The sequence below is a fragment of the Cupriavidus cauae genome (assembly GCF_026210475.1).
Classification (GTDB): Bacteria; Pseudomonadota; Gammaproteobacteria; order Burkholderiales; family Burkholderiaceae; genus Cupriavidus; species Cupriavidus cauae.
On record NZ_CP080293.1, the window covers coordinates 2,920,746 to 2,943,889 of the forward strand.

19 protein-coding genes and 1 tRNA gene are annotated in these 23,144 nt (G+C 69.0%); 8 read left to right on the forward strand and 12 right to left on the reverse strand.

Features of this window, described 5'->3' with window-relative positions:
• The first annotated feature begins 457 nt into the window (after positions 1-457).
• Positions 458-922: a rhodanese-like domain-containing protein gene (locus tag KZ686_RS13060; protein WP_265632593.1), complete on the forward strand. Its 465-nt coding sequence runs from the start codon at positions 458-460 to the stop codon at positions 920-922.
• A gap of 116 nt (positions 923-1,038) precedes the next feature.
• On the opposite strand, the gene KZ686_RS13065 is transcribed toward KZ686_RS13060, so the two are convergent.
• The 6 genes from KZ686_RS13065 to hrpA all read right to left on the reverse strand — a co-directional run bounded on the left by KZ686_RS13065 (position 1,039) and on the right by hrpA (position 10,477).
• A complete protein-coding gene (locus tag KZ686_RS13065) occupies positions 1,039-1,863 on the reverse strand; it encodes a competence/damage-inducible protein A (protein ID WP_265632594.1) in 825 nt (274 codons plus the stop codon).
• 13 nt (positions 1,864-1,876) lie between these two features.
• Entirely contained in the window at positions 1,877-2,749 is an 873-nt protein-coding gene (locus KZ686_RS13070; protein WP_006579613.1) for an EI24 domain-containing protein, read from the reverse strand.
• 286 nt (positions 2,750-3,035) lie between these two features.
• Positions 3,036-4,010, reverse strand: coding sequence for a sterol desaturase family protein (locus tag KZ686_RS13075; protein ID WP_265632596.1), 975 nt, complete (start codon positions 4,008-4,010; stop codon positions 3,036-3,038).
• Positions 4,010-4,840 (reverse strand): polysaccharide deacetylase family protein, encoded by an 831-nt coding sequence (locus KZ686_RS13080; protein WP_407648489.1) that lies wholly within the window; start codon positions 4,838-4,840, stop codon positions 4,010-4,012. Before KZ686_RS13080 ends, KZ686_RS13075 begins: the two co-directional genes overlap by 1 nt.
• Positions 4,841-4,928: 88 nt before the next feature.
• Positions 4,929-5,909 (reverse strand): YVTN family beta-propeller repeat protein, encoded by a 981-nt coding sequence (locus KZ686_RS13085; protein WP_149319146.1) that lies wholly within the window; start codon positions 5,907-5,909, stop codon positions 4,929-4,931.
• A gap of 257 nt (positions 5,910-6,166) precedes the next feature.
• Positions 6,167-10,477 carry an ATP-dependent RNA helicase HrpA gene (gene hrpA, locus KZ686_RS13090; protein WP_265632597.1) on the reverse strand — a complete coding sequence of 1,437 codons (4,311 nt, stop codon included), beginning with the start codon at positions 10,475-10,477 and terminating at the stop codon, positions 6,167-6,169.
• A gap of 215 nt (positions 10,478-10,692) precedes the next feature.
• On the opposite strand from hrpA, the gene argA reads away from it, so the two are divergent.
• A complete protein-coding gene (argA, locus tag KZ686_RS13095; protein WP_187829255.1) occupies positions 10,693-12,042 on the forward strand; it encodes an amino-acid N-acetyltransferase in 1,350 nt (449 codons plus the stop codon).
• Between the two features lie 185 nt (positions 12,043-12,227).
• Entirely contained in the window at positions 12,228-12,500 is a 273-nt protein-coding gene (locus KZ686_RS13100; protein WP_149319148.1) for an oxidative damage protection protein, read from the forward strand.
• Positions 12,501-12,624: 124 nt separating this feature from the next.
• Here the strand turns inward: KZ686_RS13100 and rpiA are convergent, their stop codons facing one another.
• Complete coding sequence (gene rpiA / locus KZ686_RS13105) at positions 12,625-13,311, reverse strand: ribose-5-phosphate isomerase RpiA (protein WP_149319149.1); 687 nt, start codon at positions 13,309-13,311, stop codon at positions 12,625-12,627.
• A 262-nt stretch (positions 13,312-13,573) separates the two neighbouring features.
• On the opposite strand from rpiA, the gene tal reads away from it, so the two are divergent.
• Positions 13,574-14,527, forward strand: coding sequence for a transaldolase (gene tal / locus KZ686_RS13110; protein ID WP_149319150.1), 954 nt, complete (start codon positions 13,574-13,576; stop codon positions 14,525-14,527).
• 121 nt (positions 14,528-14,648) lie between these two features.
• Here tal and KZ686_RS13115 read toward each other — a convergent pair whose 3' ends face one another.
• From KZ686_RS13115 to rnr, 3 genes are all read right to left on the reverse strand, one after another.
• Entirely contained in the window at positions 14,649-15,392 is a 744-nt protein-coding gene (locus KZ686_RS13115; RefSeq protein ID WP_150084103.1) for an SIR2 family NAD-dependent protein deacylase, read from the reverse strand.
• A gap of 26 nt (positions 15,393-15,418) precedes the next feature.
• The gene (gene rlmB, locus KZ686_RS13120; protein ID WP_149319151.1) at positions 15,419-16,165 is read right to left on the reverse strand and encodes a 23S rRNA (guanosine(2251)-2'-O)-methyltransferase RlmB; all 747 of its coding nucleotides are present in this window, start codon (positions 16,163-16,165) and stop codon (positions 15,419-15,421) included.
• Between the two features lie 110 nt (positions 16,166-16,275).
• Positions 16,276-18,921: a ribonuclease R gene (gene rnr / locus KZ686_RS13125; protein WP_149319152.1), complete on the reverse strand. Its 2,646-nt coding sequence runs from the start codon at positions 18,919-18,921 to the stop codon at positions 16,276-16,278.
• Positions 18,922-18,991: 70 nt separating this feature from the next.
• Between rnr and KZ686_RS13130 the strand changes: the two genes are divergently transcribed.
• The 4 genes from KZ686_RS13130 (at position 18,992) to KZ686_RS13145 (ending at position 20,842) form a co-directional block, all read left to right on the forward strand.
• Positions 18,992-19,078: transfer RNA gene (locus tag KZ686_RS13130), tRNA-Leu, on the forward strand.
• Positions 19,038-19,628, forward strand: coding sequence for a hypothetical protein (locus KZ686_RS13135; protein WP_265632598.1), 591 nt, complete (start codon positions 19,038-19,040; stop codon positions 19,626-19,628). The genes KZ686_RS13130 and KZ686_RS13135 overlap by 41 nt, the downstream gene beginning before the upstream one ends.
• 49 nt (positions 19,629-19,677) lie before the next feature.
• Positions 19,678-20,112, forward strand: a complete 435-nt coding sequence (locus tag KZ686_RS13140) for an Rrf2 family transcriptional regulator (protein ID WP_149319153.1) — start codon at positions 19,678-19,680, stop codon at positions 20,110-20,112.
• Between the two features lie 109 nt (positions 20,113-20,221).
• A complete protein-coding gene (locus KZ686_RS13145) occupies positions 20,222-20,842 on the forward strand; it encodes an NAD(P)-dependent oxidoreductase (RefSeq protein WP_149319154.1) in 621 nt (206 codons plus the stop codon).
• Positions 20,843-21,013: 171 nt separating this feature from the next.
• On the opposite strand, the gene KZ686_RS13150 is transcribed toward KZ686_RS13145, so the two are convergent.
• Positions 21,014-21,577 (reverse strand): phosphoribosyltransferase, encoded by a 564-nt coding sequence (locus KZ686_RS13150; protein WP_006577131.1) that lies wholly within the window; start codon positions 21,575-21,577, stop codon positions 21,014-21,016.
• A 131-nt stretch (positions 21,578-21,708) separates the two neighbouring features.
• Positions 21,709-23,049, reverse strand: coding sequence for an adenylosuccinate synthase (locus KZ686_RS13155; RefSeq protein ID WP_149319155.1), 1,341 nt, complete (start codon positions 23,047-23,049; stop codon positions 21,709-21,711).
• Positions 23,050-23,144 lie beyond the last annotated feature (95 nt).

Here is a 23,144-nt window from a genome sequence, read left to right on the forward strand (position 1 = left end):
GCCTGCCGGCGGCGACCGGCCATCAAAAGGACGAAGCATGTTAGCAGAAAGCATGCCAACGTCCGCACGGATTTGGCGCGACGGTGACGCCGGCGCCGCGCAGCAGCCCGCCCGTTCCCGCAATCTGTGCATCGGCGCGGAAAGGCGCCGTTGCACCGCGTTGGCGCAAGGCTCCGACGGATGCCGCACGCGCCGCGACGGCGGCTCGAAGGCGCGGGTGCCAGCGGCATCGGCACCGGCCGCAAACCCCAACCCGGTGCATCGCCGCGTTCGAATGCACCGACATGGTGCCATCAGCACCATGCTGGCGCCAGCGCCGGTTTTCGAGCCGGCTCGCCGGCCTGCCACTGCGGTTGCACCGCGGCCCCCGCGCCCGGCGGAGTAGAATAACGATCTTTGCAGCAGGCGTGGCCGCGATCGGCGTCACGTCTTCCATCGATCCAAACCGTCCCTTGCAATGACCACCCGAGACGCGCTTCTGCAGGCCGCCAACGCGCGGCAACAACAGGACCAACTGCCCTACTACGGCGCGCTGACGCCGCAGCAAGCCTACGATCTGCTGATGGTCGACCCGAACGCGGTGCTGGTCGACGTGCGCACCCAGGCCGAGCTGGACTGGGTCGGCGGCCCGGACGTGCCGGAGCGCCAGTCGCTGCATGTGGAATGGTCGGGCTATCCCGGCGGCGCGCAGAATCCGCGCTTCGTCGAGGAACTGAAGGCGAAGGTGCCGCAGGACGCGCCGGTGCTGTTCCTGTGCCGCAGCGCGGCGCGCTCCAAGCACGCCGCTCGCGTCGCCACCGAGGCCGGCTACCGTTACGCGATCGATGTGCTGGAAGGCTTCGAAGGCCCGCGCGACGAGCACCACCACCGCAAGACGGTCGAGGGCTGGTGCGTGCGCGGGCTGCCGTGGCACGGGGCCTGAGGTCGCACTGAAGGCGCACTGAAGGCGCAGACTCTTGGCCAGTGAGTCCCCTCTGCCGCACGCGGGAGAGGGGAGCAAACCCACCGCATCTTGCAGCGCAGTGGCGCAATGCCATCTCACCCCGCGCTGACGCCCGCTCCCGCGTTCTCCACCACCTCGAATCCCATCGCCCGCACGCCGTCGCGCAGCATCGCGTAGGCGGCCTCCACCAAGGCTGGGGCACCCTTGACGCCCAGGTCGATATGCCGCCGCGCGTACAGCTCGCCGCGCTGGGCGTCGCCGACCGACGGCAGGCTGAACACGCGCACGCCCGGGAAGGCGGTCTCGACCTGCTCCATCAGCGGCGTCAGCGTCGACTCCGGCGCCTCGAACACCAGGAAGGCGCGCTCGACGTGCTGCACCTGGTGGAACAGGTGCGAATACTGGTTGTCCAGCACCCACTCCATCATCGGCCACGCCATTACCGGGAAGCCCGGCATGAAATGGTGGTCGCCGATCGAGAAGCCCGGGATCCGGTTGTAGCTGTTGGGGATGATGCGGGCGCCGCGCGGAAACTCGCCCATCTTGAAGCGATGCTGGTTCTCCGGCAGCGACAGATCGGCCTTGACCGGATCGCCGCCCGCCGTCTCGGCGATGCGCTGCGCGATCAGCTCCCTCGCCTCGGGATGCAGCTCCAGCGGCACGCCCAGCGCCGCCGCCGCGCACTGGCGCGTATGGTCGTCCGGCGTGGCGCCGATGCCGCCGGTGCAGAACACCACGTCCGGGCCCGCCAGCGTGCGGCGCAGCGTCGCGGTGATGCGCTCGCGCTCGTCGCCGACATACTCGGCCCATTGCAGCGCCAGTCCGCGCTCGGCCAGCAGCGCGATCGCGCGCCGCATGTGCTTGTCCTCGCGTCGTCCCGACAGAATCTCGTCGCCGATCACGATCAGGCCGAAACCCATGATGCCCCTCTTTTCAGGATGATTCGATGCGGCGCACGTCAGACGGCGCCAGTTCAATGACGTCCGGCCCGGCCGGCGGCGGCGCCACCGATTGCCGCTCGGCGCGCAGCTGCCCGAGCGCGTGCAGGCAGTAGTGGCCGAACCACAGCGCCGAGAAGATGAAGATCAGCGCGTAGAGCCACAGCGCGCCGGCCAGCACGAACGGAAACAGGAAGATGATCGCCGCCGAGGACACCCACAGCAGCGTCGGCGCCGAGCCCAGCAGGCCGACCACCACGCCGATGATCAGCAGCGGCATCCGGTGGCGCCGCATGATGGCCTTGCGCTCGTCGGCGCTGGCATGGTCGGCCAGCGCGTCGTAGGTCATCACGCGATAGGTCAGCCAGCCCCACAGCAGCGGCGGGACCAGCGCGAAGAACGGCGGCACCAGCCACAGCGGCAGCGAGATCAGCACCAGCAGCAGGAACACGCCGGTGCTCGACAGCGAATGCCAGACGCTGCCCAGCACGCTGCCGCCCTTGCTCTTGGCCAGTTCCGGATAGCTGCGCTCGAGGAAACGCACCGCCGCGGGCACCGACCACAGGCCGATGAACAGCAGCAGCGAGGCCACCGCCAGCGGAATCGTCAGCGCGACCACGAACAGCGGCGCCACCACCGCGCGCAGCGACGACAGGCCGAACCAGTCGAGCGCGCCGTAGATCCAGCTGGTGAAGATCGAGGTTTCGAGGAAGCCGCGCGCGGCGGTCATCACCGGATCCCAGGTGAAATACAGCAGGCCGCCCCAGAACACGGTGGCCAGCACGAAGGGAATCACGGTCAGCGCCAGCATGCGTGGATGCAGCTGGCTGATCAGCGCGCGGACGAAGGAGCGGACGAGGTCGTTCATGCGTAATGCGAAGGTGGAGACGGAGCGGCTGCGGGTCCGCCGACCGGGTCGGTCGATCAGATCGGACGCCCCGGTCAGCTGTCCACGTCGGGCGGCGCGCGCCGCGCGCGGCGGCGCGGCAACGGCTCGCCATCGGGGCCGATTCAGGTGGGACAGACTAGCACACGTGCCGGCAACGCATCGTGTCGGAGCGGCATCGTCCGCGCAGACGACGTCCGTGCAGCGACCTCCGTGGCGGCGATCTCCGTGGCGGCGATCTCCGCGGGGAGACGGCCGCGGCCACCGCCTAGGCCCGCCGGAACCAGCGCTTGATGCCGTACCACTGCTGCTGCAGCAGGCCGGCGCCGTAGTCGCGCCCGCGTCCGGCCGGCGGCGGCAGCTGGTCGCGGATGCCGGTGGGCTGGTAGTCGTCGACGAAGCGGGCGGTGCCGAACAGCATGTCCCACCAGGGGAACAGCACGCCGTAGTTGCAGCCGCCCAGCCGCGCCGGCTGTCCGTGCGCCTCGTGCCCGATGCCGATCGCATGGTGCGTGCGATGAAAGCGCGGCGACACCAGCAGGCGCTCGCCGATGCGGCCGAAATGCAGCCGCACGTTGGCATGCTGCAGGCTCTGCATCAGCTGCGACAGCGCCACCAGCAGCAGGAACTGCGACGGCTCGACGCCGATCGCCAGCGCGGTCACCGCGAACACCAGGCTGCGCAGCAGATCGTCGAGCAGGTGGTTGCGGTTGTCGCTCCACAGCGTCATCTGGCGCTGGCTGTGATGGACCGCATGCAGGCACCACCACCAGCGCACGGTATGCGACAGGCGGTGATACCAGTAGCCGAGCAGATCGAACAGCAGCAGATAGACCAGGAAGCTGACCAGCGGCTCGCTGGTGACCCCCGGCCACCAGTCCTCGACATTGACGCGCTGCCAGCCGGCCAGGTGCAGGCGTCCTTCGATCGCGTCGACCACCGGATCGAGCGTGAAGAACAGCACCAGCCGGAACAGGCCGAGCCGGTGGATCATCGTGTAGAGCATGTCGGTGCGGATCGCGGCGCGATCGGTGACCGGCTCGACGGGACGCAGCCGCTCCAGCGGCCACAGCAGCGCCACCATCACCGTGAGCTGAAGCAACCCGACCACCAACCATTCGGTGCCGGTGAAGGCGTCCTCGGCATAGCCGCCGAGGCCGAGCGCGTAGACCACCGGCAGCACCACGTGCTGGAACAGCGCGCCCTCGAGATCGCCGAGCCAGGCGTCCAATGTCTGCAGCATCAGTTGGGCCCTCCCCTGGCGCCGGCCGGCCTGGCCTGGCGGTAGTCCGGATGCTCGCGCAGCGTGGCGAAGCAGAAGCCCTTGCGGCGCAGCCCCTCGATCAGCGGCTCCAGCACGGCCGGCGCCCACGGATCGCGGCGCGACCAGATGCCCAGATGCGCCATCGCGATATCGCCGTCGCGCAGGTCGCGCAGCGCCCGGTTCAGCAGCGCCGTGTTCGGATAGCGGTCGGAGTCGAGTTCGTCGCCGAGAAAGCCCGCCTGCGCCCAGCCGACATGGCGATAGCCGCATTGGCGCGCCCAGGCCAGCGTCTGCGGCGCGGTGCGGCCGCCCGGCGCACGCCACAGCGGCTCCATGCCGACGCCGGCCAGCCGCCGCAGCGCCGCGGCGCTGCGGTCCAGCTCGGCGCAGAAGGCGGCCTGGTCCATCGCGATGTCCTGGCCGGCCCTGGGGCCGAACTGCGGCCGCATCACTACCTTGCCGCCGCGCGTGCTGCGCAGGTACACGTGATCGAAGGTATGCGAGCCGAACGCATGGCCGTCGGCGGCCAGCGCCTTCCAGTACGGCGCCCAGCCCGCGTCAAGCGAATGGTCGCCGCGCACGGTCGGCTCGTTGGCGAGGAAGAAGGTCGCGCGCACGCGCTGGCGGCGCAGCACGTCGGCGATCAGCTGCGCCTGGCTCATGCTGCCGGTGTCGAAGGTCAGGTACAGGGTGCCGGCGCGGCAGTCGTCGGGAGCGGCATGGGCGGATGGCGAGGCGACGCAAGCCAGCGCGGCCAGCGCGGTCAGCGCGGCCAGCAGCACTCGCGCCAGCCGCTGGCCTCTGCCCACCGATCTTCCCTCTCCCAGCGGCGGCAGAGACGGGCAAACCGCCAGGGTTGCCGGGGAATGCGCGTTACCGAGCCTCATGCCGCCCTCGTCAATACAGCGGCGCCCGCGTGCGGAAATAGATGCCGTGCGGCGAGCGGCCGACGCGGATGGTCTTGACCAGCTTGCGGCTCGGCACGTCGATCACGCCGACCGAACGCGCCCAGCGGAAGGTCACCCACAGCGTCTTGCCGTCGGCGGCCAGCTCCATGTCGTCCGGCCCCGGCGGCAGGCCGGTGATGTCGCCGACCTTGGTCAGCGTCTGCTGGTCCAGGATGCTGATGGTCCCCGAGACCCGGTTGGTCAGCAGCAGATGGCGCTTGTCGCCGAGCGCGCGGAAGTTGTGCGCGCCCTTGCCGGTCTGGATCTGCTTGACCACCGCGCGGGTGCGCCAGTCGATCACGGCGACATAGTCGGCGCCGGTCATGCCGACCAGTAGATAGCGCTGGTCCGGCGTCAGCCAGATGCCGGCCGGCGCCGAGCCGGCTTCCATGCGCCACAGCAGCGTCTGCGTCGGCAGGTCGATCGCCGCCACCTCGTTCGAGTCCTGCAGCGTCACGAAGGCGATGCGGCTGTCGGCGGTGAAGGCGATATGGCTGGGGGTGCGGCCCAGCGGCAGCTGCCTGGCCGCCTTCAGCGCGCGCCCGTCCCAGCGGTACAGGTCGACGCGGTCGAGCCGGTTGCCGGTCACGACGAACCATTTCTGGTCTGGCGAGAAGCCGATGTGATACGGGTCGTCGATGTCCGGCACGCGCTGCTGGACCCGCCCGCTGACCGGATCGAGGAAGACCAGGTCGTTGCCGACCGCGTTGGCGACGATCAGCGAGCGGTCGTCGGGCGTGGCGATCAGGTGGTGGGGCTCCTTGCCGACCGGAAAGGTCTCCAGCACCTTCTGGCTGTCGCGGTCGATCAGGGTTACGGTTGCATCACCCGAATTGAGCACCACGACCACTTCGGCGTGGGCTGGAAGCGCCGCCGCGCCAAGACAGGCCCAGGTGAAACAGGCAGCGACGACACGGCGAAAGGCGGGCATATGCAGGGCGAACGGAACGGTTGGCGGACCGTTCTGGACGGTCGGCGGAAGGGTTCGAACAAGGAATCGAACAGGAATCGAGCAAGGAAACGGAACGGGTGGAACGGCGGGGGTCCGGCCGGGAATCTCGCTCCAAAGCGCGCCCGCCTGACCGGCCGTCCAGGCGGCCGCTCATGCGACCGCCAAGGCCCACGCATTCTAACGTCGAGCCCCACCGTTTCGATGACCGGACGCGCCAAAATCGTGCGCAGGCCGTCCTACCGTTGCATCGACTCCCACACCTTCTGCAGACGCTTGACAGACATCGGCACCGGCGTTCGCAATTCCTGCGCGAACAGCGCGATGCGCAGCTCCTCCAGCATCCAGCGGAATTCCTCCAGCCGGGCATCCTCGCCGCCCCGGGCCTGCCGCCGCTGCTTGTCCGCGCGTTGCCACTGCTGCAGCAGCGGCGCCATCTCCTGCTGCCGCTGGGTATCCCGGGCCGGATCGCCCTTGAGCTTGTCGATCCGCATCGCGATGCCCTTCAGATAGCGCGGGAAATGCACCAGCCTGTCGTAGGGGGTCTCGCTGAGGAAATGCTTGCCCATCAGCTGCGACAGCTGGGCCTGCATGTCGGCATGCGCGGCGGCGAAGGGCTTGGCCTGCAGCAGCTTGCGCGGCAGCGCCGCGTATTCGGCCAGGATGGTGCCGGCCAGCCGGGCGATCTCCTGCGACAGCAGGCCGAGCCGCCCGCGGCCCTCCTCCTTGCGCGCGGCGAACTCGGCCTCGTTGCGCGGCAGCGGCGCCTGCATGCAGGCGCGCTCCAGCGCCAGCGTCACGATCTGGTCGCGCAGCATGTCCTGCGTGCCCAGCGTCATGTACTGCATCGCCATCTGCGACAGGCCGGGGATGTTCTTCTGCACGAACTTGACCTGCTCGCGCAGCTGCAGCGCGAACAGCCGCCGCAGCCCGGCGTGGTGCAGCCGCTCGGCCTCCTGCGGGTCGTCGAACACCTCGACGTCGCAGTGGGTGTCGCGATCGACCAGCGCCGGATAGCCGAACAGCGTGCGGTTGCCCTTGCGGATCTCCAGCAGCTCGGGCAGCTCGCCGAACGTCCATCCGGTCAGCCCTTCGTACTGCCCCGCCTCGGCGACCGGCGCCTCGCGCGCGACCAGGCTCTGGAACGACTGCTGCGCCTGCCCGCCGAGCTCGGCGCGCAGCTGCGCCAGGTTGCGGCCCATGTCGAGCTGGCGGCCGTGCTCGTCGACCACCTTGAAGTTCATGAAGTGGTGGGCCGGCAGCGTCTCCAGCTTGAAGTCCGCGCGCCGGATCATGGTGCCGGTCTGCTCGCGGATATCGGCGATCAGCACGTCGATCAGCTCGCCCTCGGCGAACGGCCGGCGCTCGACGAAGCCCCCGGCATAGTCGGGCAGCGGCACGCAATGGCGGCGCAGCTTCTGCGGCAGCGACTTGAGCAGCAGGTGCACCTTCTCCTTGATCATGCCCGGCACCAGCCAGTCGGCGCGTTCGGGCCGGATCTGGTTCAGCGCGTACAGCGGCACCGTCAGCGTGACGCCGTCGCGATGGCTGCCGGGCTCGAAGTGGTAGCTCAAGCCCATGTCGACGCCGGCGACGTTCAGCGTCTTCGGGAACAGGTCGGTGGTGATGCCGGCCGCCTCGTGCCGCATCAGCTCTTCGCGGTTCAGGTACAGCAGCTTGCGGTCGCGCGCGCTCTCGGCCTGGTACCACTGCTCGAAGCTGGTCTGCTGATGGATGTCGGCCGGGATGTGGCGGTCGTAGAAGGCGTAGATCAGCTCGTCGTCGACCAGCACGTCCTGCCGGCGCGCCTTGTGCTCGAGGTTCTCGATTTCCCGGACCAGGCGCTGGTTGTGCGCGAAGAACGGCAGCCGCGTATCGAACTCGCCCTCGACCAGCGCGCGGCGGATGAACAGTTCGCGCGCCTCCCGCGGATTCATCGGGCCGTAGTGCACGCGCCGGTGCTGGTAGACCGTCAGCCCGTACAGCGTGGCGCGCTCCATCGCCAGCACCTGGCCGGCCTTCTTTTCCCAGTGCGGATCGCTCCAGCTGACCTTGAGCAGATGGCGGCCGACCTGCTCGAGCCAGTCCGGCTCGATGCGCGCCAGCGTGCGGGCGAACAGCCGGCTGGTCTCGACCAGTTCGGCGGCCACCAGCCACCGGCCCATCTTGCGCGCCACCAGCGAGCCGGGCCACAGATGGAACTTGATGCCGCGCGCGCCCAGGTACTCGCGGCCGCGGCCGTCGGCCTCGTCCAGCTTCTGGCCGATATTGCCGAGCAGGCCGGTCAGCAGCGCCTTGTGGACCTGCTCGTAGGTCGGCTCGCTGTCGTTGAGCTTCCAGCCCTGCTCCGCGACCGTGGTCAGCAGCTGCGAATGGACGTCGCGCCATTCGCGCAGCCGCAGGTGCGACAGGAAGTTGGCGCGGCACTGGTCCTGCAGCTGGCGGTTGCTCTTCTTGTGCGCGACCGCGTCCTCGAACCACTTCCACAGCTTGACCCAGCCGAGGAATTCCGATCGTTCGTCCATGAACTTGCGGTGCGCCTGGTCGGCGGCCTCCTGTGCCTCCTGCGGCCGGTCGCGCGGGTCCTGCACCGACAGCGCGCTGGCGATGATCAGCATCTCGCGCAGGCAATGCTGGTCGCGCGCGGCCAGGATCATGCGGGCCACGCGCGGGTCCAGCGGCAGGCGCGCGAGCTGGCGGCCCAGCGGGGTCAGCGCATTGCCCTCGTCGACCGCGCCGAGCTCCTGCAGCAACTGATAGCCGTCGGCGATCGCGCGGCCCAGCGGCGGCTCGATGAAGGGAAACGATTCGATCGCGCCGAGGCGCAGCGCCTTCATCCGCAGGATCACCGCGGCCAGCGACGAGCGCAGGATCTCGGGATCGGTAAAGCGCGGGCGCGCGGCGAAATCGGCCTCGTCGTAGAGGCGGATGCAGACACCGTCGGCGACGCGGCCGCAGCGGCCGGCGCGCTGGTTGGCGGCGGCCTGCGAGATCGGCTCGATCTGCAGCTGCTCGACCTTGTTGCGATACGAATAGCGCTTGACGCGCGCGAGGCCCGTGTCGACCACATAGCGGATGCCGGGCACCGTCAGCGAGGTCTCGGCGACGTTGGTGGCCAGCACGATGCGGCGCGCGTTGGAGGGCTTGAACACGCGCTCCTGCTCCTGCACCGACAGCCGCGCGAACAGCGGCAGGATCTCGGTGTGGGGCGGATGGTGCTTGCGCAGCGCCTCGGCGGCCTCGCGGATCTCGCGCTCGCCCGGCAGGAACACCAGCACGTCGCCGGGACCGAGCCGGCTCAGCTCGTCGACGGCGTCGACGATGCCGTCGTACAGGTCGCGCTCGCGCGCCTGCGCCGATTTGAAGGGACCGTCGCCCGACCTGCTGCCCTTGTCGGTTCCCTTGTCGCCGCCCTTGTCGGCCCCCTTGTCGCCGCGGCCGCCGTCCTCGGCGATCGGCCGATAGCGGATCTCGACCGGATACAGCCGCCCGCTGACCTCGATCACCGGTGCCGGCTTGCCGCCGCTGCCGAAATGTTCGGCGAAACGCTGCGCGTCGATCGTCGCCGAGGTGATGATCACCTTCAGGTCCGGGCGGCGCGGCAGGATCTCCTTCAGGTAGCCCAGCAGGAAATCGATGTTGAGGCTGCGTTCGTGGGCCTCGTCGATGATGATGGTGTCGTAGGCGCGCAGCAGCGGATCGGTCTGCGTCTCGGCCAGCAGGATGCCGTCGGTCATCAGCTTGATCGACGCGCCCGGCGACATGGTGTCGTTGAAGCGCACCTGGTAGCCGACGTGCTCGCCCACCGGCGAACCGAGCTCCTGCGCGATGCGCTTGGCGGTCGAGGTCGCGGCGATGCGTCGCGGCTGGGTGTGGCCGATCAGGCCGCCCTGGCGCCTGGCCTGGCCGTCCTTGCCGCCGGCGGTACGTCCGCCCTCCGGGGCATCGGCGGCATCGGTAGCGTCGTTGCCCTCTGCGGCATCTGCAGTCTCGGCGGCATCGGCGCGTGCCGGTCCGCGGCCGATCGACAGGCAGATCTTCGGCAGCTGGGTGGTCTTGCCCGAACCGGTCTCGCCCGAGACGATCACCACCTGGTGCTGCTCGATCGCGCGCGCGATCTCGTCGCGCCGCGCCGACACGGGCAGCGCCTCGGGGAAGGTGATCGGCGGCAGCGGATTGGCCGGCGCGGTGCGGCGCGGCGACCGGCGGCTGGCTTGACCGGCAGGCTGGCCTTCGGGGCGACGTGCAGGCTGGCCTTCGGGGCGACGTGCGGGCTGACCTTCGGGGCGACGTGCGGGCTGACCTTCGGGGCGACGTTGAGGCTGGCCGTCGGAGCGACGTCCGGGCTGGCCGTCGGGGCGACGTTCGGGCTGGCCTTCTGAGCGACGCTCGGGCTTGCGTTCGGACGAGCGTTCGGACGGGCGTTCGGACTTGTCTTCGGTCGGGCCCTGGGACGAGCCGTGGGATGGACCCTGGGACTGGCGTGCGGACTGCGGTCGGGACGGCCTGCGGCGCGGGGCTGCGGGTGGGACGGGGCGTTGTTCGGACATTGGCGGGGATTATAATCCGCGCCATGAACGCCAGAACCGCCACGACCCCAACACCCGGCGCGCACAACGACGCGGCCGGCGATCCCCTGCCCGACCCCGCCGTGGCCCCTGCCGCCGACCCTGCCGTGGCCCCTGCCGCCGACTCCGCAGCCCACTCTGCCGATCCGCCGGCCGCGACCGTGGCCGTTCCTGCCAGCACGCCCGATGTGCCCAGCCTGACGAAGGCCCCGGCCACGCCCGAGCGCGCCGCGCCCGGACCGGACCGCCAGCAGTTCGTCGACTGGCTGCGCGCGGTCGCGCCGTATATCCATACCTTCCGCGGCAAGACCTTCGTGATCGCCTTCGGCGGCGAGCTGGTCAAGGCCGGCATGCTGAACGCGCTGGTCAACGACGTCGCGCTGCTGCACGCGATGGGCATGCAGATCGTGCTGGTCCACGGCTCGCGCCCGCAGGTCGAGGAACAGCTGGCGCTGCGCCAGGTCGAATCGCGCTTCGTCGACGGCCTGCGCATCACCGACAACGCCGCGCTCGAATGCGCGAAGGAAGCCTCGGGCGAGCTGCGCCTCGATATCGAGGCCGCCTTCAGCCAGGGCCTGCCCAATACGCCGATGGCCGGGGCGCAGCTGTCGGTGGTGTCCGGCAACTTCGTCACCGCGCGGCCGGTCGGCATCGTCGAGGGCACGGATTACCAGCACACCGGTCTCGTTCGCAAGATCGACGGCGACTCGGTGCGCATGTCGCTGCAGCACGGCAAGATCGTGCTGCTGTCGCCGCTGGGCTTCTCGCCCACGGGCCAGGCCTTCAACCTGTCGATGGAGGACGTGGCCAGCGCGACCGCCACCGCGCTGAAGGCCGACAAGCTGATCTTCATCACCGAGGTGCCGGGCGTGCTCGACCCGGTCGGCAAGCTGATGCCCGAGATGTCGCTGCGCACCGCGGTCGAGCGTCTGCAGAACAACCACCTGCCGCCCGACGTGGCCTACTACCTGCAGCATCTGGTCAAGGCGCTCAAGGGCGGCGTGCCGCGCGCGCACCTGATCCCGTTCGACCTGGACGGCTCGGTGCTGCTGGAGCTGTTCCTGCACGACGGCGTCGGCACGATGATTTCGGACACCGACCTGGAGAGCCTGCGCGAGGCCACGCTGGACGATGTCGGCGCGATCGTGCAGCTGATCGCCCCGCTCGAGCAGGACGGCACGCTGGTGCCGCGCGGCCGCCATCTGATCGAGCGCGACATCGGCAACTTCTCGGTGATCGAGCACGACGGCGTGCTGTTCGGCTGTGCCGCGCTCTATCCCTATCCGCGCGAAGGCATGGCGGAGATGGCCTGCCTGACGGTGTCGCCCGATGCCCAGGGCACCGGGGACGGCGAACGGCTGCTCAAGCGCATCGAGCGGCGCGCGCGCGCGCTCGGCCTGGATCGGCTGTTCGTGCTGACGACCCGCACCGAGCACTGGTTCCTGAAGCGCGGCTTCGTGCGCGCCAGCGTCGACGACCTGCCCGAGGACAAGCGCAAGCTGTACAACTGGCAGCGCAAGTCGATGGTGCTGATGAAGAAACTGTAAAACTGCAAGCGCGGTAGGGGCGGCCCGCGGCGGACGCGGCCGCTTCGTTACAATAGCCGCCGTACGAACGCCGCCGGCAAGCCCACGGCATTGCGCACGAGAGCGCCCACGGCATCGCCCACCATAGCGCGCCCCACGGCGCGGCTCGCCGCGATCCCACGAACAGAAGACAGAAGGAGTCCCCCATGGCCCGCATGGTCCATTGCGTCAAGCTGAACAAGGAGGCCGAGGGCCTCGATTTCCCGCCGCTGCCCGGCGAACTGGGCAAGAAGATCTGGCAGAACGTGTCGAAGGAGGCCTGGGCCGGCTGGCTCAAGCACCAGACCATGCTGATCAACGAGAACCGCCTGAACATGGCCGACGCACGTGCGCGCCAGTATCTGCTGAAGCAGACCGAGAAGTACTTCTTCGGCGAGGGCGCGGACCAGGCGGCGGGGTATGTGCCGCCGCAGGGCTGAGCCGGCTGCCCGGCCTGTCCCCTGCCCCTTTTCCCCGCCGATCGGGAAAGAGGGGTGGGAAGAACAAAAGGCGCCTTGCGGCGCCTTTTTTAGTTTGGGCGTGCGCTTTCGCGCTGCCGCGGGCTCAGAAGTCCGTGCGCCGCACGCCGTCGGCCGTGCCCAGCAGCAGCACGTCCGCGCCGCGCAGCGCGAACAGTCCCACCGTCACCACGCCGGGCAGCTGGTTGATCGCCTGCTCCATGCCCTTCGGGTCGCCGATGGCCAGGCCGCTGACGTCCAGGATCACATTGCCGTTGTCGGTCTTGTAGATGCCGCCTTCCTTGGTCATGCGCAGGCGCGGCTGGCCGCCGAGCGCCGCCAGTTGGCGCGCGACCGCGGCCCGCGCCATCGGAATCACCTCGACCGGCAGCGGGAACTGGCCCATCACGCCAACCAGCTTGCTGGCGTCGGCGATGCAGACGAAGGTGCGCGCCACCGAGGCGACGATCTTCTCGCGCGTCAGCGCGCCGCCGCCGCCCTTGATCATCGCGCCGCTGGCATCGATCTCGTCGGCGCCGTCGACGTAGACCGGAATCTCGTCGACCTCGTTCAGGTCCAGCACCTTGAAGCCGTGCTGCTGCAGGCGGCGCGTCGAGGCCTCGGAGCTCGATACCGCCCCGGCGAAGCGGTCCTTGAAGCGCGCCACCGCATCGATGAACAGGTTGGCGGTCGAACCGGTGCCGACACCGAGCACCGCCCCTTCGGGGACTTCCTTCTCGACATAGTCCGCGGCGGCCTGCGCCACCTGCGCCTTCAGTTCATCCTGGGTCATTGCCTGCTGCCTTGGGTCCCACCGTGTACCGCGGTGCGGTACGGTGCGGAGCCGGAAAAGTCGGTTGCGGAAACCGCGTAGTGTAACGGATTGCGCCGGGGCCGCCAGGGGTCGCACAATGGGCCGGTACAATGAGCCGACGCGGTCCCCGAGGTGGACCCACGACACGCTGCACCGATATGGCCTTGCACCGATGCAGCCATGACCTGGCCCCTACGCGGTGTCCCCGTTCCGATTTCTTTCCCGTCCGACGCAATCCATCATGAACCAGCTAGCGCAACTGAAGCAGTTCACCACCGTGGTGGCCGATACCGGCGACTTCCAGGCGATGAAGCAGTACACGCCGCAGGACGCCACCACCAATCCGTCGCTGATCCTGAAGGCCGTGCAGAAGCCGGAGTACCGGCCGCTGCTCGAGAAGGCCGTGCGCGATCATCACGACGCCGGCGTCGATGCCGTGATGGACGCGCTGCTGATCGCCTTCGGCGGCGAGATCCTGAAGATCGTGCCGGGCCGGGTGTCGACCGAGGTCGATGCGCGGCTGTCCTTCGATACCGCGGCGACCGTGGAGAAAGCGCGCCATCTGATCGCGCTGTACGAACGCGCCGGCGTGCCGCGCGAGCGCGTGCTGATCAAGATCGCCTCGACCTGGGAAGGCATCCGCGCCGCCGAGGTGCTGCAGCGCGAAGGCATCCGCTGCAACATGACGCTGCTGTTCTCGCTGGTGCAGGCGGTGGCCTGCGCCGAGGCCGGCGCCCAGCTGATCTCGCCCTTCGTCGGCCGCATCCTGGACTGGTACCGCAAGCAGGCCGGCGACAAGTGGAACCCCGACGCCAACAGCGGCGATGCCGATCCGGGCGTGCATTCGGTGCGGCAGATCTACGACTACTACAAGCGCTTCGGCTACAAGACCGAAGTGATGGGCGCGAGCTTCCGCAACACCGACCAGATCCTGTCGCTGGCCGGCTGCGATCTGCTGACGATCAGCCCCGAGCTGCTGGAGCAGCTGGCGGCCAGCACGGCGCCGGTCGAGCGCAAGCTGTCGGTGGACGACGCCCAGGCGGGCCATATCGCGCGCGTGCATTGCGACGAGCCGGCCTTCCGCTGGCAGCTGAACGAGGATGCGATGGCGACCGAGAAGCTGGCCGAGGGCATCCGCGCCTTCGCGGCGGATGCGATCAAGCTGGAACGGCTGATCGCCGAGACCTTCTCCTGAAGGATGACGGGCGAGGCCCCGCCTCGCCCCCGGGGCCCTTTGACCTGGCCACGCGCGTCCGGGCTTGCCCCAGGCGCGCTTTGCCTTGCCCCAGGCGGGCCTGGACTTGCCGGGGCTCGCGTCAGCCGTCCGCCCGGTCCCACAGCATCGGCAGGCATTGCCCCGCCGGGGCCGACAGCACCAGGTCCGCGGTGGCGTCGAGCGCCGATGGCTGCGGATTGACGACGATCACGCCCGCGCCATGGTCCTTGGCCAGGCCCGGCAACCCCGCCGCCGGATAGACCATGCCCGAGGTGCCGACCACCAGGCACAGGTCGCAGGTCTGCGCCGCATGCTCGGCGCGGTAGCGCGCCACGCGCGGCAGGTCCTCGCCGAACCACACCACGCCGGGTCGCATCAGCGCGCCGCAATGGATGCAGCGCGGCGGGCTGCGGCCGTCGTCCGGCGCGGCCTCGCAGCGGCCGCAGCCGTCTAGCCATTTGTTGGCGAACAGGTTGCCGTGCAGCTCGATCACGTCGGTGCTGCCGGCGCGCTGGTGCAGCCCGTCGACGTTCTGCGTGACCAGGGTCACCTTCTTCTGCGCGGCCAGCGCGACGATCGCGTGATGCGCGGGATTGGGCTGCGCCGCCGCGACCAGCGCGCGGCGATGCTGGTACCAGTCCCACACCAGGCCGGGCTGGCGGCGGTAGGCATCCTCGGTGGCCAGTTGCTCGGGATCGAAGCGGGCCCACAGGCCCGTCAGCGCATCGCGGAAGGTGGGCACGCCGGACTCGGCGGAAATGCCGGCGCCGGTCAGCACCAGGATGTCGCTGGCCGCCGCGATGCGTCGCCGCGCGTCGGCCAGGCCGGCGGCATCGATCAGCATCGCGCCCCCTTCATCGGACGGTCCGCTCAACGCGCCGCCGCGCGGCGCTGGCGCACCGCTTCATAGAGGCAGACGCCGCTGGCGACCGACACGTTCAGGCTTTCGACGCCGCCGGCCATCGGGATCGACACCAGCTCGTCGCAGGTCTCGCGCGTCAGGCGCCGCATGCCCTCGCCTTCGGCGCCCATCACCAGCGCGGTCGGGCCCTTGAGCTCGATGTCGTAGACCGTGCGCTCGGCGCCGTCGGCGGTGCCGACCACCCAGATGCCGCGCTCCTGCAGTTCCCGCAGCGTGCGCGCCAGATTGGTGACAGTGATATACGGCACGGTCTCGGCCGCGCCGCTGGCGACCTTGGCGACCGTCGCGTTCAGGCCGACGCTGCGGTCCTTGGGTGCGATCACCGCATGGGCGCCGGCGCCATCCGCCACGCGCAGGCAGGCGCCGAGATTGTGCGGATCGGTGACACCGTCGAGCACCAGCAGCAGCGGCGTGCCTTCGATGCCGTCGAGCAGTTCGTCGAGATTGAGCGCCAGCGACACGTCCTCGGCGCGGGCGACCACGCCCTGGTGGCGGTCGGTGCCCGCCATGCCGCGCAGGCGCTCGGCATCGACCGGGTGCAGACGCACGCCGAGTCCCTCGGCGAGGCGGATGAAGTCCTGCATGCGGCGATCGCGCCGGGCGGACTCGATATAGACGTCGGAGACGCCGGCCGCGTCCTGGCGCAGGCGCGCGGTGACGGCGTGAAAGCCGATCAGAAGTTTTTGTTTGGCCATGGGCGGGATTGTACCCGCCCATGGCCCGCCGGCCGGCGCGGCCCTGGCGCCGGCTTGCCGCAGGCCTGCCATCGGCCTGCCGCTGGCTTATTGCCGGCTCACGGCCCGCCTCAGCGCGTCCGCGTCGACTTCTTCGACGCGGTCTTGTGGGCCGTCTTGCCGGCGGCCTTGCCGGTCCGCTTGGTGGTCGACCTGGCGGTCGACTTGGCCGCGGTCTTGCCGCTTGCCTTGCGCCCCACGCCGGCCGGCTTGGGCTTGGCCGCGCGCTTGGACGGCTTGCCGGTACCGCCGGTGCCCCCTTCGGGCCGCGCCTTGACCGGCGTGATCACCGCCTCGAACACCGGCTGCTCCTCGAACACGCGATCGAGCGTCTCGTCGAACGACTCCTCCGGCTTGGAGGTGCCGCCCAGCAGCGCGGCCAGCTGGCGGCCCTTCTTGCGCGCCGGCAGCGCGTGCGCGGCGGGCACATGCGGCGCCGGCTCGGTGGTCGGGCGCGCGCGCAGGCTCTTGGCCGACGGCTCCTGCACCAGGCGGAAGTCGATCTTGCGGGCGTCGAGGTCGACGCGCGAGACCTGCACGCGCACGCGGTCGGTCAGCCGGTAGCGGATGCCGGTGCGCTGCCCGCGCAGCTCGTTGCGCGCCTCGTCATACTCGAAGTAGTCGCTGCCAAGTTCGGTCACGTGGACCAGCCCTTCGACATACAGCTCGTCGAGCTGGACGAAGATGCCGAACGAGGTCACCGCGCTGACCGTGCCGGCAAACTCGTTGCCCAGCTTGTCGCGCATGAAATAGCACTTGAGCCAGGCCTCGACGTCGCGCGAGGCCTCGTCGGCGCGCCGCTCGTTGGCCGAGCAGTGCAGCCCCAGCTCGTCCCACACCGCTTCGTTGCGGCGCGCGCGGCCGGCCATCTTCTCGGCGCGCGCGGCCTCGTCCTTGGCCTGCATGCGGCGCGCCTTCGGCGAGATCGCGGTATTGAGCGCGGTGCCCGGCGCGAACGCGGGCTGGTACTTGGTATGGGCCAGCACCGCCTTGATCGCCCGGTGCACCAGCAGGTCCGGGTAGCGCCGGATCGGGCTGGTGAAGTGGGCGTAGGCCTCGTAGGCCAGGCCGAAGTGACCGATGTTGTCGGGGCTGTAGACCGCCTGCTGCATCGAGCGCAGCAGCATGGTCTGCAGCAGCGGGGCGTCGGGACGCGCCTTGATCTTGTCCATGACCTCGGCGTAGTCCGAGGCCTGCGGCTTGTCGCCGCCGCCCAGCGACAGGCCCGAGGTCTTCAGGAACTCGCGCAGCGCCTTGAGCTTTTCCTCGCTGGGCCCGGCATGGACGCGATACAGCGCCGGGTGCTTGAAGCGCTCGAGGAAGTCGGCCGCGCAGACGTTCGCGGTCAGCATGCATTCCTCGATCAGCCGGTGCGCGTCGTTGCGCGTGCGCGGCAGGATCTGCTCGATCTTGCCCTGCGCATTGCAGACGATATAGGTCTCGGTAGTGTCGAAGTCGATCGCCCCGCGCTCGCGGCGCGCCTTCAGCAGGACCTGGTACAGCTCGTACAGGTTCTGCAGATGCGGCACCAGCTCGGCGCGCTTGTGGGCTTCCGGACCCTTGGTGTTGGACAGCACCGCCCAGACCTCGTTGTAGGTCAGGCGCGCGGCCGAATGCATCACGGCGGGATAGAACTGGTAGGCCTTCAGCTCGCCCTTGGCGGTGACCACCGCGTCGCAGACCATGCACAGCCGGTCCACCAGCGGGTTCAGCGAGCACAGGCCGTTCGACAGCTTCTCCGGCAGCATCGGAATCACGCGGCGCGGGAAGTAGACCGAGGTGGCGCGGTCCAGCGCATCGGCGTCCAGCGGCGTGCCGGGACGCACGTAGTGGGAGACGTCGGCGATCGCGACGATCAGGCGCCAGCCCTTGGCGCGGCCGATCTTGACCGGCTCGCAGTAGACCGCGTCGTCGAAGTCGCGCGCGTCCTCGCCGTCGATCGTCACCAGCGGCACGTCGCGCAGGTCGATGCGGTGTTCCAGGTCGGCATCGCGCACCTCGTCGGGCAGCGCGGCGGCCTCGCTCAGCGCGGCCGGCGAGAACGCATGCGGCACGCCGTACTTGCGCACCGCGATCTCGATCTCCATGCCGGGGTCGTCGATCTCGCCCAGCACCTCGACCACGCGGCCGACCGGCTGCACATAGCGGTCCGGATATTCGACGATCTCGACGCTGACGACCTGGCCGACCTTGGCCTTGCCCTGCGCGCGCGGCGGGATCAGGATGTCCTGGCTGATGCGCTTGTCCTCGGGCGCCACCACCAGCACGCCGCCCTCGCTGAGCAGGCGGCCGATGACGAAACGGTTGGCGCGCTCGACAATCTCGACGATCTGCCCTTCGGGGCGGCCGCGGCGGTCGTAGCCGATCACGCGCACCTGGGCGCGGTCGTTGTGCATCGCCTTCTGCAGCTCGCGCTCGGGCAGGAAGATATCGTCCTCGCCGTCGTCGCGGATCAGGAAGCCGAAGCCGTCGCGGTGTCCCTGCACGCGGCCGACCACGAAGTTGGGCTGGTGCGCCAGCTCGTAGCGGCCCTTGCGGTTCAGTTCGATCTGGCCGTCGCGTTCCATCGCGGCCAGCCGTTTCTGGAAGCCGTCATGCTCCTTGCGCGTGACGGCGAGGGCCTTGGCGATATCGCCGGCCGACAGTGGCGAACCGGAGGTACGCAGGACGCCGAGGATTTCTTCCCGACTCGGGATCGGATAGTTGTTCTGATTCAATTTCTTCTAAAGAGGATTTGACAAATCGATTGTCGTCGCTATAATGAGCGCTTCGGTTGTTTCGACACCTGCCCAGGTGGCGGAATTGGTAGACGCACTAGGTTCAGGTCCTAGCGGTGGCAACACTGTGGAGGTTCGAGTCCTCTCCTGGGCACCAGATCAAAAAACCCGCATCGCTTTCCGGCGCTGCGGGTTTTTTCTTTCCCGCCTGCATCTGCATTTCCATCCGGATCGCTTGCGCGTTCTGCTTTGATCGGGCCATTGGCGCTCCAGTTCGGCGCCGTGTGCGCCGGTTGCCCCGGATCCCCGGGATCGCGTCCCGAAAAATTCCGACCATGTGCCGACCTTGCGCGGCCGACGACCATCTTTCACTGCTTGCGGCGCGCCTGCTGCCGGCCGAACCAGCGTTCGAACCACCGCTCGAACCGATCGCGACTGCACCGCCCCTTGCGCCGGGCGCGACCGTCATCGCCGCACCTCGACATCAAGGCGCAGTGTATCAGCTTCAGTGGCGCTTCCGGCATTCCTTTGACATGGCGGCGGCTTGGATCCCATGCCGATTGCCCGCCTTCTTCCGCGCCTTCTTCCCCGCCCTATTCCGCGCCTTCTTCAGCGCCCTCTTCAGCGCCTCCTTTCGCGCCTCCTTCCGCGCAGTATTCCCCGCTGCTCGACCGACTCCCCGGCCCAAATATCCGCGTCATGGTTGACAGCGCGCGCATATGTAACTACAATGGTTTCACTTCAACGCTTCCCGCCATGTCGACCAGCAGCCGATTCGCCGTTGCCGTCCATATCCTGACCTTGCTGGCCAGCGCCGACGCGCCGCTGCCGTCCTCGCTGATCGCCGGCAGCGTCGGCACCAATCCGGCGCTGATCCGCCGGCTGATCGGCGTGCTGGCGCAGGCCGGACTGGTCTCGACCGCGATGGGCGCGGCCGGCGGCGCCTCGCTGGCGCGGCCCGCGGACACCATCACGCTGCGCGACGTATTTCGCGCGGTGGAGTCCGACAGCCTGATCGCCTTGCATGCCGGCGCGCCGAATCCGGCCTGCATGGTCGGACGCGAGATCACCGGCGCGCTGACCCGCATCACCGACAAGGCGCAGGCCGCGATGGAGGAAAACCTGGCGCAGACCACGATCGCCGGCATGCTGGCCGACGTCGAGCGGTCGGCGCGCGCGCGGCGGCGCTGAATTTTTTTGTCCGCATATGTAACTACGCTGGTTTCATATGTGCGTGCGTCGCCTCGCTTCGTCTTTCGTTCTGCTTCCTCGCGAAGCCAACCTGTGAAGGAGTTCCACCATGCAAATCGCCATCCTGGGTGCCACCGGACGCGTCGGCAGCCGCATCGCCGACGAAGCGCTGCGCCGCGGCCATACCGTCACCGCCATCGCGCGCCACGCCGGCACGCTGGCCGATCGCCCCGGCCTGAAACGGCTGGACGCCGATATCACCGATCTCGCCAACACCGCGAAGCTGGCGCCGGCGCTGGCTGGCCACGACGCGCTGGTCAGCGCGGTGCGTTTCGCGCAGGCCGGTCCCGAGCCGCTGCTGCAGCTGGCCCGCCAGGCGGGCGTGAAGCGTGTCGTGGTGGTCGGCGGCGCGGGCAGCCTGTATGTCGCGCCGGGCGTGCAACTGGTCGACACGCCGACGTTTCCCGAGGCCTACAAGGCCGAAGCCCTCGCCGGCCGCGACTTCCTGAACGCGCTGCGGGCGGAACAGGAACTGGACTGGACCTTCCTGTCACCGTCCGCGCTGCTCGAACCGGGCGAGCGCACCGGCAGCTATCGGATCGGCAAGGACGAATTGCTGGCCGACGCCAACGGCAAGAGCTGGATCTCGATGGAGGACTTCGCCGTCGCGCTGGTCGACGAACTGGAACGGCACGCGCATTCGCGCGAGCGGTTTACGGTGGGATATTGAAGGGATGGGGGGATGGAGCGTGGGCGCAGGTGGTGCGCCGCCCTCTCCCCCGGCCCCTCTCCCGCAAGCGGCAGAGGCGAGAAAACCGGGGGACCCTCGGCTCTGCCTATGGTGTTCCCCCTCTCCCGATTGCCGGCGAGGGCCGGGGAAAGGGAGAGGTCCGAACGCCGATCAGCCCTGACCGCCCTCGCCCTCGGCCCGCTTGCCGCGCTTGAGCCACGCGGCGAGATTATGCGGACGCAGCGTGTCGTATTCCTCGAACGGCTGATGGATCCAGGGATTGGTCGGCAGGAAGCTGACGTGGTAGTCGGGCTTGACCTTCGAACAGGCCTTGTACCACAGCACCGCCGAACGGACCTCGGTCACCGCGGGGTAACGCTCCTGCAGATGGCGCCCGACGCGTTCGAGCGTCACGCCCGAGTCGACCAGATCGTCGACCAGCAGGATGCGGCCGCTCAGCTCGCCGCGCGTCATCGTGATGTACTGCGCGATATCGAGATCGCCCTGCACCGTGCCGGCCGCCTCGCGGTAGCTGCTGGTGGCCAGGATGGCCAGCGGCACGTCGAAGATGCGCGACATCTGGTCGCCGACGCGCAGGCCGCCACGCGCGAGACACAGGATCTTGTCGAAACGCCAGCCCGACTCGTGCACGTTCAGTGACAGGCGGGCAATCAGCCGGTGGTATTCGTCCCACGAGATCCACAGGTTCTCGTCATCGTTCTGAGGCAGGGTCATCGCTTGCTCTTCGTTGCTGCTTTGTTATGGGGTCTTCCCGTGCGGGGGATACAGTAAGGCCCGCTTGCGCGGGCCGGATTTCCATCGATCGCCGCGGCGGGGCCGCGGCTGCGTCGGATCAGATCACCGAATCAGATCAGATACGGATGGCGCAGCAGAATGGTCTCGTCGCGGTCCGGACCGGTCGAGATCATGTCGATCGGAATGCCGACCACTTCCTCGATGCGCTTCAGGTACTGGCGCGCGGCCTCGGGCAGCGCATCCCAGCTCTTGATGCCGAAGGTCGATTCGTTCCAGCCGGGGAAGTCCTCGTAGATCGGCTCGCAGCGCGCCACGGCGTCGGAGCCGCGCGGCAGCATGTCGATCTGCTTGCCGTCCAGCATGTAGCCGACGCACAGGCGGATCGTGTCGAGACCGTCGAGCACGTCCAGCTTGGTCATGCACAGGCCCGACACGCCGTTGATCTGCACCGAGCGCTTGAGCGCGGCGGCATCGAGCCAGCCGGTGCGGCGCGGACGGCCGGTCACCGAACCGAACTCCTTGCCGACATTGGCCAGGCGCACGCCGACCGGGTCCTGGCGGCGCGGGTTGTCGTTGTCGTACAGCTCGCTGGGGAACGGGCCCGAACCGACGCGGGTGCAATACGCCTTGGTGATGCCCAGGATGTAGTGCAGGCGGCCGGGACCCACGCCGGCGCCCGCGGTGGCGGCGCCCGCCACGCAGTTGCTCGAGGTCACGAACGGATAGGTGCCGTGATCGACGTCGAGCAGCGTGCCCTGCGCGCCCTCGAACATCAGGTTCTGGCCGGCGGCGTTGACCGCGTACAGCTCGGCCGACACGTCGGCGACCATCGGCGCCAGGCGCGGCGCATAGGCCAGCGCCTCGTCCAGCGTCTGCTGGAAGTCCACGGCCTCGGCGCCCAGGTACTGGGTCAGCATGAAGTTGTGGAAGTCGAGGTTCTCGCGCAGGCGCTCGGCGAATTGCTGCGGATCGAACAGGTCCTGCACGCGCAGCGCGCGGCGGGCCACCTTGTCCTCGTAAGCCGGGCCGATGCCGCGGCCGGTGGTGCCGATCTTGCCGGCGCCGCGGCGCGTCTCGCGCGCGCGATCGATCGCGACGTGGTACGGCAGGATCAGCGTGGCCGCTTCGGAGATGCGCAGGCGGTTCTGCACCTGCAGGCCGGCCCCTTCCAGTTCCTCGATCTCGCGGAACAGCGCCTCGGGCGACAGCACCACGCCGTTGCCGATGTAGCAGACGGTGCCTTCGCGCATGATCCCCGACGGGATCAGCCGCAGAATCGTTTTCTTGCCGCCGATGATCAGGGTGTGGCCGGCGTTGTGGCCACCCTGAAACCGCACCACGCCCTTTGCATGATCGGTAAGCCAATCGACGATTTTTCCTTTGCCTTCGTCACCCCACTGGGTGCCGATCACGACGACGTTGCGTCCCTGGCTTACTGCTGAAGCGGACATGTTGAACTGGTCAGAAGGTTAAAAACGTATTCTACTCTTGTTGCGGGCCGATCCCCGATTTTGCAGGGAGAACCGCTCAGTCCGGCGAACCGGCG

Excerpts from the sequence above, each read along its gene's own strand:
- KZ686_RS13070 (WP_006579613.1), bottom strand. The coding sequence starts at position 2,749 with ATGAACGACCTCGTCCGCTCCTTCGTCCGCGCGCTGATCAGCCAGCTG.
- KZ686_RS13075 (WP_265632596.1), bottom strand. The coding sequence starts at position 4,010 with ATGCTGCAGACATTGGACGCCTGGCTCGGCGATCTCGAGGGCGCGCTG.
- KZ686_RS13145 (WP_149319154.1), top strand. The coding sequence starts at position 20,222 with ATGCAAATCGCCATCCTGGGTGCCACCGGACGCGTCGGCAGCCGCATC.
- KZ686_RS13155 (WP_149319155.1), bottom strand. The coding sequence starts at position 23,049 with ATGTCCGCTTCAGCAGTAAGCCAGGGACGCAACGTCGTCGTGATCGGC.
- rlmB (WP_149319151.1), bottom strand. The coding sequence starts at position 16,165 with ATGGCCAAACAAAAACTTCTGATCGGCTTTCACGCCGTCACCGCGCGC.
- hrpA (WP_265632597.1), bottom strand. The coding sequence starts at position 10,477 with ATGTCCGAACAACGCCCCGTCCCACCCGCAGCCCCGCGCCGCAGGCCG.
- KZ686_RS13065 (WP_265632594.1), bottom strand. The coding sequence starts at position 1,863 with ATGGGTTTCGGCCTGATCGTGATCGGCGACGAGATTCTGTCGGGACGA.
- KZ686_RS13115 (WP_150084103.1), bottom strand. The coding sequence starts at position 15,392 with ATGCTGATCGATGCCGCCGGCCTGGCCGACGCGCGGCGACGCATCGCG.
- KZ686_RS13100 (WP_149319148.1), top strand. The coding sequence starts at position 12,228 with ATGGCCCGCATGGTCCATTGCGTCAAGCTGAACAAGGAGGCCGAGGGC.
- KZ686_RS13150 (WP_006577131.1), bottom strand. The coding sequence starts at position 21,577 with ATGACCCTGCCTCAGAACGATGACGAGAACCTGTGGATCTCGTGGGAC.
- rpiA (WP_149319149.1), bottom strand. The coding sequence starts at position 13,311 with ATGACCCAGGATGAACTGAAGGCGCAGGTGGCGCAGGCCGCCGCGGAC.
- KZ686_RS13085 (WP_149319146.1), bottom strand. The coding sequence starts at position 5,909 with ATGCCCGCCTTTCGCCGTGTCGTCGCTGCCTGTTTCACCTGGGCCTGT.
- KZ686_RS13140 (WP_149319153.1), top strand. The coding sequence starts at position 19,678 with ATGTCGACCAGCAGCCGATTCGCCGTTGCCGTCCATATCCTGACCTTG.
- tal (WP_149319150.1), top strand. The coding sequence starts at position 13,574 with ATGAACCAGCTAGCGCAACTGAAGCAGTTCACCACCGTGGTGGCCGAT.
- KZ686_RS13060 (WP_265632593.1), top strand. The coding sequence starts at position 458 with ATGACCACCCGAGACGCGCTTCTGCAGGCCGCCAACGCGCGGCAACAA.